At 58.6% G+C, this 13,053-nt stretch carries 9 protein-coding genes; 4 read left to right on the plus strand and 5 right to left on the minus strand.

The window, feature by feature from the left end; genetic code table 11:
* Positions 1-2 precede the first annotated feature (2 nt).
* The 4 genes from OOT55_RS16870 to OOT55_RS16885 all read right to left on the minus strand — a co-directional run bounded on the left by OOT55_RS16870 (position 3) and on the right by OOT55_RS16885 (position 6,968).
* Positions 3-1,685: a protease modulator HflK family protein gene (locus OOT55_RS16870; RefSeq protein ID WP_265368847.1), complete on the minus strand. Its 1,683-nt coding sequence runs from the start codon at positions 1,683-1,685 to the stop codon at positions 3-5.
* A gap of 7 nt (positions 1,686-1,692) precedes the next feature.
* On the minus strand, positions 1,693-3,369 hold the full coding sequence (locus OOT55_RS16875; protein ID WP_265367006.1) for a hypothetical protein: 1,677 nt from the start codon (positions 3,367-3,369) through the stop codon (positions 1,693-1,695).
* A gap of 142 nt (positions 3,370-3,511) precedes the next feature.
* Positions 3,512-5,518 (minus strand): alkaline phosphatase PhoX, encoded by a 2,007-nt coding sequence (locus OOT55_RS16880; protein ID WP_265367007.1) that lies wholly within the window; start codon positions 5,516-5,518, stop codon positions 3,512-3,514.
* Between the two features lie 211 nt (positions 5,519-5,729).
* Positions 5,730-6,968 (minus strand): bifunctional alpha/beta hydrolase/OsmC family protein, encoded by a 1,239-nt coding sequence (locus OOT55_RS16885; protein ID WP_265367008.1) that lies wholly within the window; start codon positions 6,966-6,968, stop codon positions 5,730-5,732.
* 110 nt (positions 6,969-7,078) lie between these two features.
* Here OOT55_RS16885 and pbpG point away from each other — a divergent pair, with 110 nt between their 5' ends.
* The 4 genes from pbpG (at position 7,079) to OOT55_RS16905 (ending at position 9,957) form a co-directional block, all read left to right on the plus strand.
* On the plus strand, positions 7,079-8,038 hold the full coding sequence (pbpG, locus tag OOT55_RS16890) for a D-alanyl-D-alanine endopeptidase (protein WP_265367009.1): 960 nt from the start codon (positions 7,079-7,081) through the stop codon (positions 8,036-8,038).
* A gap of 148 nt (positions 8,039-8,186) precedes the next feature.
* The gene (locus tag OOT55_RS16895; RefSeq protein WP_265367010.1) at positions 8,187-8,699 is read left to right on the plus strand and encodes an RNA polymerase sigma factor; all 513 of its coding nucleotides are present in this window, start codon (positions 8,187-8,189) and stop codon (positions 8,697-8,699) included.
* Positions 8,700-8,743: 44 nt separating this feature from the next.
* Positions 8,744-9,451, plus strand: coding sequence for a hypothetical protein (locus OOT55_RS16900; protein WP_265367011.1), 708 nt, complete (start codon positions 8,744-8,746; stop codon positions 9,449-9,451).
* A gap of 65 nt (positions 9,452-9,516) precedes the next feature.
* On the plus strand, positions 9,517-9,957 hold the full coding sequence (locus OOT55_RS16905) for a hypothetical protein (RefSeq protein WP_265367012.1): 441 nt from the start codon (positions 9,517-9,519) through the stop codon (positions 9,955-9,957).
* Here the strand turns inward: OOT55_RS16905 and OOT55_RS16910 are convergent.
* A complete protein-coding gene (locus tag OOT55_RS16910) occupies positions 9,944-12,961 on the minus strand; it encodes a Tn3-like element IS3000 family transposase (RefSeq protein WP_259476907.1) in 3,018 nt (1,005 codons plus the stop codon). The two genes, OOT55_RS16905 and OOT55_RS16910, sit on opposite strands and share 14 nt — an antisense overlap.
* Positions 12,962-13,053 lie beyond the last annotated feature (92 nt).

Consider the following 13,053-nt stretch of genomic DNA (forward strand, 5'->3'; position numbering starts at 1 on the left):
CGTTATTTCCTGTCGTCAGTCCCCAGTAAACTCTGGGGCCCCCAAAGTCTGATGTCGTCGGTGTCCAGGGCCGGGTCGGTCAACCACAGGCGACGGCCCCTGAGTGTGTCGGTGGTGTGTTGCAATTGCTGCTCGAAGCCGACCGCGTTGCTGCGCTCTCGGTACACCTCGGCCAGCGACAGGAAGCGTTCCACCGCACCCTCGGCCTGCAGAATCCGTTCCTTGGCGTCCGCGCTCACTCTGGCTTGTTGTTGTGTGCGTTCGGCCTGGGCCATCAGACGATCGTGAATCTGTTGCGCTTCAGCGCGGGTCTGGTACTGACGCTTTTCCTGCTCGGCGTTGAGCAGGTCGCGGTAGGCGCGCACCGCCACGGCCGGTGGCTGGGCGACCAGCACTTGCGCGTCCACAACCTGTATGCCGACGCCGAGCGCCTGTAATTGCGTCTGAGTCTGGAGGGCAACCCGTTCGGCAAAATCGTGTTGACCGTGGCTTAACAGCTCAAAAAACAGGTGGCCCGCGGTTTCTTCCCAAAGCGCCGCTTCGGTGGTGCGGGTGATGAGCGCCGGAAGATCGTGAGTGCGCAGCGCCATCTGTGCGGGGTTCTTGATGCGGTAGTGCAATGCGAACTGCAGATCGATGAGGTTTTCGTCCTGGGTCACCAGGTAGTCGGTGATGTCTTCATGGGCCTGCGGGGTCTTGACCTCCCGCCACAGTGACCCGCGGCGTTCGCTCTCGGGTAGTGTATGACGGCTGCCGACCTGAGCGGTGTGAACCGTTCCATGGGCCAATGGTTGAACGCTATCCACCGGCCAGGGCAGACTCAGGTGTAAACCCGCCTCCAGTCCGATGTTCACCGGCGCCCCGAAGCGGCTGTGAATGCCGGTGTACCCGGCGGGAATGGTGTGCACCCCGGTGGAGAGCCAGGCGACGGACAAGCCGGCCAGAGGAAGCCAGCGAAACCGGTACAACGCCCGCGCGAGCCTTCGCCCGAGTTTGGCCAGCGGTTGACTGAAGGACCGTCGGGCCAGCCACTCCAGCGCTGGTTCGAGCAGCGAGATGGGGTCCAGTTCCTGTCGGTAGCGAAGGCCCTGTATGCCGGACATCAATAACTCAATGCCGGCGACGGCAATCAGCAGTGCGATAATCAGGGCGACCGGTTCGTCAATATTGATACCGACCAGGAGTCCCACCAGAGAGGCGAGCACGGCGAGGGTGGTGAACAGGTCGATTTTGCTGTGATAGCCATCGGCTTCCAGTGCCGGTGAATCGGTTTCCTGGCCCACATAGGTTTTCAGCCTGGCCATGAAGTGCACCAGGGCGAGAATGACCAGCACACCGAGAATGCCCGCCCAGAGGAAGCGCACATCCTCGGCGCTTCGGGCGTTCAGCTCCAGCAGAATTTCCACCGGGATGTACAGAATCAACAGGGCGACCGCGATGGCCAACAGCGATTCCAGCATCCGCGCCTTCTGTCCCGCCTGTGCACCTTTGCGTTCCTGACGAAAGCGGATGATCAGACTGACCAGAAGCACCAGTGAGACCACCAGATCGGTGCCCGAGTGATAGGCGTCGGCGAGCAGTGCCGCGCTGCCGGTGAGCAGCGCCAGCCCCACCTTGGCGCCGGTCAGTAAAAGGTCCGCCCCGATCGCGATCAGCGAGGTGCGTATGCGTCGATCACTGAGCATCACGATATCATTCCTGCCAGGACCAGTAGTCGTCGGTGGAGGTGTCTGGCCAGGCGAGGCGAATGTCCCACTGATGCCGGTGTTCGGGCTCCAGGGGTGGGGTGCTCGGGTCGACGCTCTGGAAGACATTGGTGGCCGGTTTTATGGTCGCGTCCCGGCCAAAAATATAACTCTGCTCTTCCACGATGGCCCGGTAGGCCTTGTTGAGCGCCAGGGCGCGTTCGCGCGATGGCGTGATCAGCTCATACAGGTTGCGTACCGAGGTGACTTTCTCGCGGTTGACCCGGCCGTCCGGGTAGAACCAGCGCTCCAGCATTTCCTCGTTCTGCCGGAACTCATCACCACCGCCCACGCGCTCCAGGTACTGCAGAAATTCCCCTTCGTACTCGCCCAGGCTGGGCGTATCCTGTTGGGTGGTCAGGTCGATGTAACCCCAGCCGTCGGCTCCGGCGACCTTGCGCGGAAACGCGAAAGTATGGTCTATGGAGGTGCCGACACTTTTGTGACAACCCATGCAGAAAAACTGTTCTTCGTGATGCTGTTTGCGCAGGGTACCTTGAGCGTCTTCAATAAAGCCCCAGAGCCGCCAACCGAACTTGTTGTCCATGCCCCGGTCGGCGTGGTCCGCCACTCCCGGCAAATTGCCAAAGTGTTTTTCCTTGGCTTCCATATAGTAACTACTGGTCAAGCTGGTGGCGGGACGAAACCGGTCTTTCACCATATAGCGTACTTCTTTCATGCGCGGCGCGTTATAAATGCGACCGCTGTCGTCCACCCCGAGGTAACGCACGGTGTGTAAAAAGGCCGTCCCCTCCGGGTACAGCATGTGGGTCAGAGGTACCTCACTGGCATCACCCAGGTAAAACGGCCGGTGAAGAATCCGGTGGCTGGCAACACTGAGTACGCCATCGCCGTCGAGGTCGATATCCAGCGCCGCTTCGCTCAGTGGCGGCGTGTCCAGTTCCTGTGCACCGGTAATGGCCATTTCCAGCAGGCTGAGGTTGGCGAAGTACACATCCCGGGAAAACTGCCCGTCGATTTCGGAAAAAGCCTCTGGCAGTCGGATCATGACATCGTCGGTGGAACCGTTGGTGGGCCAGAAGGTACTCGGCAAGGGTTTGTAGTTGAAGGCGACCCAGCGGGACCCATCCTTGGCCAGTCCGTGCTCATCAAAGGCGTCCGCGCCTCGGTGGAGGTTTTCGATGATGGCTTCCTCGCCGGACCACTGATCCGAGCGCATCCACTGGGTCAAATCGGTGTAGTTGTCCTGGTGAACGTACTCAATGATTTCCTCATCGGATACTCGCTCGATGTAGGGGCGTCGGTCCTTGAACAGGTTCTGCCAGTGATTGCGTTCGCCAAATTCAGAAAGCGCATAGCTGCCCTGGAGAAATCCGTCGTGCATCTGGTTGGGACGACGGTCGCCGTAAGTCTGGTGGCAGGTGTAGCAGGGATTATGTCGACCATCGGTTTTGGTGTAGCACTGGGAGGGAATGGGGGCTTCGCGGTTGTAGGCTTCTCCCGCACGCAGATAGTCTCGAGCGTTGACACCGCCTTGCTGCACCGCATCGGCGGCAAACTCAATGGTTGCTCGTGGTTTGTCGCCGTCGGCAGGCGTTGAGTCGCAGGCGCCCAGTAGCATCAACAGTGCACCTGAGACGAGTCCGTAAACGTACTTTTTCATGGAACCAGTGCCCCTAAATCAGAGAGCCGTATGGTAACCACCGGAGTATGAACGGCGTGTGACAGAACGAAAAAAGGGGGTACGAGAATCGCACCCCCTTTGAGCCGACCGCGACAGCGGGTCGGATCGTTATTGCTGTGTTTTAGTTATTGATCTTGGGGTCATACATCCACAGGGTGTTATTGGTCTGGAAGCCGTCTTCACCGAGCAGGATGCGACCGTCGTCCAGAACGATCACGTTATCCGGCTGTGACAGTGCGTTGACATCGCAACGTTCCGCGCCGTCGGCGGTGGAACGGTAGGTAGAGCCCATTACCACCGGCTCAATGCGGTCGGTATCGTATCCGGGCAGCAGACGCATGCGATAGACACCGCCACAATCTTTAACGCGGGCCGACAGCTGGATATCCCCGTCATCGTCGACCATGCCGTTGTCCATATCGGCGATGGCGAAATAGACGTAGGCGTCTTCCACGACTTCACCCGGAATCAGGTCGGTACCTTCCACGGCCTCTTCGGCGCGCTTGTGATTGACACTGATGCCTTCGAACTTCTGCCACTCGGCGGTTGCGCCTTTGGCGCGGGCGGCTTTGCGGGACTCCAGGAACACCACGCGATCATCCATGGCGTCGCCGGCCGTCACCAGGCCACCGAAGGTGTTGGCATCGGTGTAACCGGCATCGATCGCGGGCTGATAAGCGGTATCGTAGCTCGGGTAGTTGGCGTCACCGTTGGCCCAGGCAATGGCGTCGGCATCGCTCAGGTAGCTGCTCTTGCCTTCCACATAGTCGTCGCTGCCGATTGCATCGTACTCGGCGATCCAGGTTTCGATCTCGGTGTTGTTGCCACTGGCCAATTCGATCCACTCGATATCGAATCCGGTGGTGAGCGGCTCGCTGCTGCCGGCATCCTGGGTGAGCTTGGCGGCGAACAGGGTGCCCGCGCTCAGATCGCCCGGCTGGTCGGCCACAAACTTGAAGAACACACCGCGAGAGTTGTCCTGGGACAGGTACACCGTGCGCTCGTCGGGCATGACGATGGAGTTTTCATGCTCGTAGCGGCCCATGGCATAGTGCTTGACCGGGACCGGGTTGGCGCTGGTGGGCTCGGTAATTTCCACAATGTAGTGGTAGCGGTAGGTGTTCGGGAACTGAGCCGCATCGTTGGCGGTATTGACCGACGAGTCGATGTAGCGGGCCAGCGCGGTTTGCGATGAACCTTCACCAGCGCGCTCGGGGTTGTTCCAGCGGTGGGTGTTGTCCCCGTCGTTACCCCACTCTTCGGACGTCAGCGGCGTACCCCAGGGAGACATGGAGCCGAAACAGTTGGCAATGGTACCCCAGTCGCCAAAGTCGAGCATCATCACATCGGTGTTGTCGACCGACCAATGGCCGCTGTTGGCATCCTTGTTGAGCTTGATGCGGCTCATGCCACCGGGGATGGACTCCCAGTTGGTGAACAGATAGCCTTCGTTCGCGCCAGTGGCCAGGTAACCATTGAAATCCGGCATGTCGCTTTCAACACTGACGGTGGTGTCGTCTGTGGCCAGCACATGGCCCAGCCCTTGAGAGAGCGCGCCACCAAAGTTGTCGCCGGTTTGTCCCAGAACCTGGTACTCACCGTAGGCGACCTGAATGGTTTCCTGCTCCTGCTGAGTACGTGGTACGGGGGAGGAAATCAGGTTGCGCGGCAACTGATGGAGGTTAACCCCACGCACGACCCCGACGGTACCGGTGTGAAAGGTGTTGCCGTCGGCATCCTGGGCGGTGTTGCTGCCGCTGGGGTGCTGGGCGTTAAAAAACAGGTCGCCGTCTTCGGTCACATAGGCACCGGTGACTTCCGCGCCCAGTGGTACGGTCGCCAGGCGGGTCAGGCCGGGTGTCATCAATCCGGCGCCAATGCCGTCTTCACCGTCAGCACCGTCTTGTCCGTCAACGCCATCCTGACCATTCTGGCCGTCCGCTCCGGCCTGACCGTCGGCACCATTCTGCCCATCGGCACCGTTCTGACCATCGACACCGGCTTCGCCCTGCGGCCCTTGTTCGCCGGCCGGGCCCCGCTCGCCGTCATCGCCGCTGCAGGCGGCGAGGGTGGAGGCCATGGCAATCAGAGCCAACAATTGTCCTTTTTTACTCAGCTTGAACATCATTGTGTTACTCCCGTTATTTATGGGGTTATCTTCGAATTTGGCGCCCGTGGACTTTCGGGTGGAAAGCGATGCTTTGGCGGACGCGATAACGTTAAACGGGAAATATGACGTTTGGCGGGAATAAAAGTGACAGAAGGGTGAAGTTTTGGTGAATTGTGATCAGCGCAGGTTCCGGCCCACTCGGGCCGGACGTTTGACCGGATGACTGTGGTTATGACGCGACGAATGGGCTACGGGTGAGAATCCGGATTTCGCCCTTCAGCGTCTTGTGCACCGGGCACTTGTCGGCGATGTCCAGCAGTCGTTGGTGTTGCTCGTCGCTCAGCGAACCCTCGTAGCTCAGCTCGCGCTGAATCTCGCTGATCATGCCGTCTTTGGTTTCACAATCCTGGCAGTCCTCGGCGTGGACGCGCTCATGCCTGAGACGGACCTCCAGATTTTCCACTGGCAGCTTTTTGTGATTGATGTACATGCGCAGGGTCATGGACGTGCAGGCACCCAGAGACATCAACAGCAGGTCGTAGGGGTTGGGCCCCTGATTGCTGCCGCCTTTGTCCTTTGGCTCGTCGGCCTGCCACTGGTGGTCGGCCGTGTACAGACCGCGCAGGAAGTGCGCGTCCTGCTCGGTAATCAGGACTTCACCGGCGCCGACCTGTGGGCGGTCGTGACTTTGTGCCTGCACCGGTTCGAGCTTCAGGTAGCGGCTGGCCCAGGCGGTGAGGGTGAGTGCGACATAGTCGGCATCGCTCTGGTCGCTGAGCAGGTGGTCGGCGTCGTCCAGCGAGACGAAGCTTTTGGGATGTTTGGCGGCCTGGAAAATTTTTGCCGCTTCATCCACGTTGACCACCTGATCCACAGGGGAGTGGAAAATCAGTAAAGGTTTGCGCAGGGCGCCGACGGTTTCCTCCAGCGGCCAGTTCTCCAGGTCTTCCAGAAGCTCCGCTCCCAGCTCAAAGGTTCGCCCGGCGATGGTGACTGGAGCGCGACCTTCCCGGCGGATATCGCAGGCCTGGTCGGCAAACAGATGCTCCACATGTTGCGGAGAAGCCGGGGAGGCAATGGTGACCACCGCCTGAACGGATCTGAGTCGTCGGGCCACTGCCAGTACCGCGGCGCCACCCAGACTGTGGCCAACCAGTAGGGCGGGCGCCTGGTGCTCGTTGGCGAGAAACTTTGCGGCCGCCTCAAGGTCCGACACATTGCCCGAAAAAGTGGTGTTGGCAAAATCGCCTTCACTGCTGCCCAGGCCGGTAAAGTCAAAGCGCAGTACCGCGATGCCCTGATCGGCGAGAGTGCGGGCGATGTGGGTGGCGGCGATCACGTCCTTGCCGCAGGTAAAACAGTGGGCAAACAGGGCGTAAGCCTTGGGGGTGCCGCTGTCGGGCAGTTCCAGAGCGCCGGCCAGGGTGTGGCCATCGGCGTTGGTGAATTCAACTTTCTGGCGTGGCATGGAACCTCCATTCTGGGATTGAGCGCTCGGCGCGATGGCCAAACTTACGTTAGAATACCTTAATATAAACCTCGGATACGAGAACCCACGATAAGAGAAGCTTCCGATTCATGACCCTATTCAATAAAATCAGATCCTCGTCGATCGCGAGTTTTCTGCCCTGGGGGGCGCTGCTTACCTTCCTGTTGGCCCCGGTGGCCCTGGCCGAGGAGGCCCCGGATCCCGAACGGCTGAAGCTGGCCTCGGTGAGTGCTGCGGTGGCGCCAATCGGGGCCGAAACTCCCCTCTATACCAAACGCGCGGACTGGAGCATGCCCATCGCGTCGGTCACAAAGCTGATGACCGGGCTGGTGGTTCTGGAGTCCGGGGCCGCTCTGGATGAATGGTTGACCGTCGAGGAGCGCCACTTTCCTCCGGCGGCCAACGCCTTTTCCCGTTTGCGCCCCGAGTCTGAAGCCCGACGCGGCGATCTGCTGCGTATTGCACTGATGTCATCGGAAAACTACGCCGCTTACTTGTTGGCCCGCCATCACCCCGAGGGTTACGACGCGTTCATCGAAGCGATGAATGACAAGGCCCGATCCCTGGGGATGACCCGCACGCGCTTTGTTGACTCCTCGGGTCTGTCGGACGCCAACGTCTCCAGTGCCGGTGACCTTCTGAAACTGGTGCAGGCCGCCTACGCGAACCAGACGCTTCGGGAGCTGAGCGCCGATGGCCGCCACAGTGTGCGCTTTCGCAACCCGGGCTACACCTTGCACTTTGGCAACACCAACCCGCTGGTGCACAGCGGTCGATGGGAGGTGGATCTCACCAAAACCGGCTACCTGACGGCGGCCGGGCGTTGCCTGGTGATGGTGACGGAAATGAATGGCGAGCCGACCGCGGTGGTCCTGCTGAACTCGTTCGGCACCCGCACGCCGTTGGGCGATGCGGGTCGGATCCGGCGCTGGCTCGAGAATGGCACCGCCAGCACGGTGGCCCAAGCGGCGCTGCGTTACGAGCAGGAGACCGCCGAACGCCTGAGTGGGCAGCAAGTGGCGGAAAGCGGCGCCGCGCCAACGCTCTGATTCGCTCCGGTGTCCGTCCTACGCCAGCGCTCGAAGCCACCGCCCGGTGGCTTTTTTGTTTGTCTGGCTATTTGGCGTCACAGTTTTTATTCTACGCCAAAGGGGAATAAAACCCGGTTTGGTACGTTGTCTGGAATATGAGGCCTGAATGACACTGGATTTTCGTTCGCAGCTGGTGGCGCTGTTGCCGCGCCTGAGGCGGTTTGCGTTGGGCTTGACCGCCAGTCGGGACGAGGCGGATGACCTTGTACAGGCCGCCTGCGAAAAGGCGTTGGTCAAACAGGATCAGTGGCAGCCGGACACCCGGCTGGATTCCTGGCTGTACCGGATCATCCAGACCCAGCGGATTGACCACTTGCGCCGTGCAAAACGCTCTCCGGTGAGCGTGCCGGAGGACGCCATGCCGGACTGGGAGGATACCCGGAGTGCCGACCGGGCCGAGAACGAAGACCTGCTCCGGCACACCCTGAGAGCCCTGGTGCAGTTACCCGAGGAGCAGCGGGTGGTGATGCTGCTGGTGGTGGTAGAAGGCCACTCCTATCGGGAAGTGGCGGAGCAACTGGGAATTCCACAGGGCACGGTCATGAGCCGTTTGGCGCGCGCCCGCCTGCGAGTGCAGGCGCTTCTGGCTCCCACGGAGCAGGCAAACGAGCAGCCTTGAGCCATAGGGCAGCCTCGAGTTCAACCACACAACAGGACAGCGCAATGAACGACGCCGATTTTCAACTGATTATGGCCTATTCCGACGGTGAAACCGGACCGGAAGACACCGCTCGGGCCCAAGCCCTGTTGGCCGACAGTGCCGAAGCGCGCGCGGCGCTCGCGAATATGCGCACCATGGATGATCGGCTCAGAGCCAGCCTGGACGAGGTGCTGCACGAGCCGGTTCCGGAGCGTTTGACTCGCGCCGCTACGGTGAAGGCCCCCGTCCGGGGACGCCTCCTTCGGTTCCCGGGGCGTCTGGGGGTGGCGCCGTCTCACTGGGCCATGGCCGCGTCGGTGGTCGTGGTGCTGAGCGCGGTTCTGTTCTGGGCGACAAGCCCAGAACCGGATGCCGAGGCCATGCAGCGGTTTGTTTATCAGACCCTGGAGCAGACCCCGAGCGGTGAGCGCCGAACGGACGCTGATCGCGGCTGGCAGGTAATGCCGCTGGCCAGTTACGAGACCGCCGATGGCCGGTTGTGCCGAGAGTATGCCGGACGAATGGGCACCGATACCCTGTCCGGCCTGGCCTGTCGTGCCGATAATGATCAGTGGCAAACCCTGGTGTCTGAAACACACGCGGTGCCGGAGGGCTATCGGCCCGCGGCCGGACCCACGGATACCATGGCGGCAGTACTTGCGGGGCTGCAGGCCGGGGAGCCTTTGACCGAGGCGGAAGAGGCGGCCCGCTTGCGCCGGGTGGGGCAATGAGGGTTGTGACGGCCGCCGCATGGCGTCTCCGCTCCGGTTGGCTCGGTGCCACTGGACTCAGTGTCATGGCTTCGTGCCTGCTGGGCCTTGCCTCGTCGGTGACCCTCGCCGAAAAATCTCCGTTGAATAGCCTGCGGGACTCAGTGGATCTGTCGGTGTCGGCCGGTGCACGCCACGAGGACAACCTGGTTGTCGAGGAGTTGGATTCGGTGTCCCGGGAGTCGGGTTCGGCCTGGGTCGGCTCGGTGGACCTTGACCTGGAACAGGGGCTGGGCGGCGGGCGCGAGATCGGAGCCGGTTATTTTATGGAGCAGCGACGCTTCGACCAGCACCCGGACTATGACCTGGATCTGCACTATGGTTATGGCAACCTGAGTCAGCGGCTGGGGGCGGTGCGTTGGACCACACGCCTCGATGGGGTTCTAGGGATTTTCCGTCCAAAAACGACAAAGTGCTCTGGAGGCCGCGCCGTCCGTGGCCTCCAGAGGGGTATTACTTTTCGCTGACGGGTAAATATCCCTCGATTGAGCGCATAAGCTCCTCCAGATCTGGCAATTTTTCGCTCAATTCGAAGTGGTAAGTCCCCTTGAGGTTAATGTTGTGCCAGGCCACAGGGGATGCCTGTTTGACGATATCTATTCTCTTGGTATCTCCTTGGTATTCGAAGCTGGTCAACAGCTGGCTGAGTATCCTGGAGTTGAAGTAAACGATGGCATTGGTGACCAGGCGAGCGCACTCATTCCATAGCTGGATTTCTTCGTCTGAACTGCCCCGGAACTGATCCCCATTGACGCTGCTCACGGCCCGACGCAGTTGGTGATAGGCCTCTCCCCGGTTCAGCGCGCGCTGAACATAGTTTCTTAAACTGGCATCATCGATGTAGCACAGTAGATAATTCGCTTTCACCAGGCGATTGTATTCCGTCAGGGCTTCCAGCAGCGGGTGATTGCGCTTGTACTCCGAGAGCTTTCTCACCAAGGTGGCTTGCGTTGTTTTCCGCTGCTTAAGTGATACTGCAATCCGTTGGATGGTATCCCAGTGCTGCGCAATACGATGGGTATTGATTGGCTTTTTTAAGCACAGCTGAATTCGGTGTTCTTTGTCTTCCTTGACATCAAACATGTCATTGATCACTTTGCCAACCTGGGCATAGCGTGGGGCAAACTGGTATCCGAACAGATCCAGTAACGCGAAGTTCACATGGTTCACCCCATGGGTATCGGTTGAGAGCACATCCGGAATGATGTCTGACGTATTGCTCATCAACAAATCAAAGATGTAGTGCGATTCATGTTCGTTGGCGCCGATCACTCTGGCGTTGATCGCAGCGTGATTGGCGATCAAGGTCATGGCAGAAACACCTTTTTGAGTGCCAAAGTACTTCGACGAATAACGGGTTTTGAAGGTCTCGCGCCGGGCTTCGAACTTTTGACCATCGGCACTGGCGTGGATCACATCTTCCTGGATGTTGTAGTACCGGAAGATGGGTAGCTTGGCTGTCGCGTTATTGATGTTGTCGTTAGCAGCATTCAATGTTTCCAGGCGAAGATAGTTCGCCTGGATAGTGCTGAGCTGATCATAGGTACGATCAGAGATCTGTGCCATGCCGTAAATGCCTTGATTGGTTGCATTGCCGACCAGAATTGCCAACAGGTCATATTCATGGGAACGGCTTCTGGATTGGGAACCCAGCACATGAGCGAAGCAGTCAATGAAACCGGTGTCACGATCAACCATGCGCAGTACATCCGCAACCCCCGTTGTGGGAATTTGCTGGAAGAAGGGATTGTTGACCAGATGATGTTTGCTGGCCGAAGGCAGGCGCCAGAAGCGTTTACCCTGCGGATTACGCAAGATGATATTCCGGTTGTCTTCCTGTTCAAGATATTCGCCGACTTCGTACAAACGGGTATCCAATTCCATGGCCATCTGTTTGATCAGCTTTTCAGGCTCCTCCGCTAATTTTGTAAAATGGCTCTGTTGAAGCAGCGTATATTTGTTTTTTCGCCAATGTTCCCCGTCGATCAGGTCGGCGTCGAGTGCCCGGTATTTAGTGATATCAGGCAGCGTCAGCTGGCCATTCAGGCGATCAGGAATCTGTTGATAGAGGAACCACTCATAACGATCGATCAGGATATTCCCTTCACCATCCAGCAGGAATTCACGTGATTTTTTGGAAAGGAGTCTGGTGTCGGCAGTTTGCAACTGAGCGTCCTGGCCGTTGAGTTCGTTTTGTGTTTTCGCCAAGGCGGCCGCTAAGTGCTGGGTGCCGTCGCAGCCTTCGAAGCGCAGACATAGGAACAACTCTCGCAGCAAACCTTTCCGCAGACTTTCTTTCTCGTCGCAGTACTGCCACATGGCTTCATCGACCGATCGTCGCTGCTCGTTCAGGAAGAGACATACAGATTCCAGATCCCTTTTGGTCAGCAGGCTCAGTGCTTGCTGTCTTACTGTTGCAAACGGTAGTTGCAGATCAATGCTGTCATCAATGAACAGGTGCAGTACTTCAGCTGCCTTGCTGACATTTTTAGCTGCTTTTTGCCAATCCTTAAACACCGCTTCCTGCGCATAATCCTTTGCCTTCTGTTTGGTCTGTCTGACATGATGCACAAAGCCATCGGCAATACGTTCCAGCGCTTGCTGCCATCGCGTTTGAAGATAGCACAATAAATACAGCCATTGGCTGCCTACGGTTTGACGTTTCAGTTTGGCACCGTAGTAGTCGACTTTCTCTGCCAGGTGTTGCAGATTTTTCTGCGACAGTGATAGCGTGCTCAACAGCAGATCCACTTCCGGCATCCAATGCTGGATATGGCGATAGACAATCAGTTCTTTCTCCAACTCGGTTCCGGTGAAGTTACGAGCCGATTGTCGCAACTGTCGGAACGGCAGTGGACCTGTGCCGTTCACGAGCTCCGCCAGTGCTTGCTTAAGACCGCGTGACATTGCACGCTCAAGGTGCGCGGCCATGTGTTCCTGTTCGTCTCCCACCACCTGACTGATGATCTTTTGCAGCGTGCTGTAGGCAGGGATTGCGATCTTCTGCCCCGAACAATATTCAATGGCCGCATCGAAGAGGTGCCTAGGCGCTGTCCAGGCTCTGGCTTGCTGGGATAAGTAATCTCTCAACGCCGCTCCATGGTCTTTGACATTCCAGCGCTGGTAGTTGCAGAGCTGGAAAACACGTTGGTAAATCCGTTCGTTCTCTTTTGGCGTGAGATTAAAGGGTCTACAGCCTGGGCCTGGTAGAACGGTTTGATAAACGTATTTGAGGTCCTGCTTGATCTGATGAAAGCCGGGATTCAGCACCACCGGCTTGGCTTTGAAATAGCCCAGCAGTACCACCAGCATGTAACGCTGGCCCCGATGACGGAGGCTTTTAGCGATCGCCAGTTCCTTATCGTTCAGCGAGAAAAAGAAGCGTTGGTCGGCGGAGGTGAAAGCGGGGGGTCCATATAACTCATCTTGTTCTGCCTCGGACAAGATTTGGACACGTTCTTCGAATGCCATGGATTTAGCCCAAAAAGACTAAATCTTACTCAAACAGAGCCCAAATAGGGATCTCGAAAAAAGTAATACCCCTCTGGAGGCCACAGACGGCG

The organism is Marinimicrobium sp. C6131 (genome assembly GCF_026153455.1).
Lineage (GTDB): Bacteria > Pseudomonadota > Gammaproteobacteria > Pseudomonadales > Cellvibrionaceae > Marinimicrobium.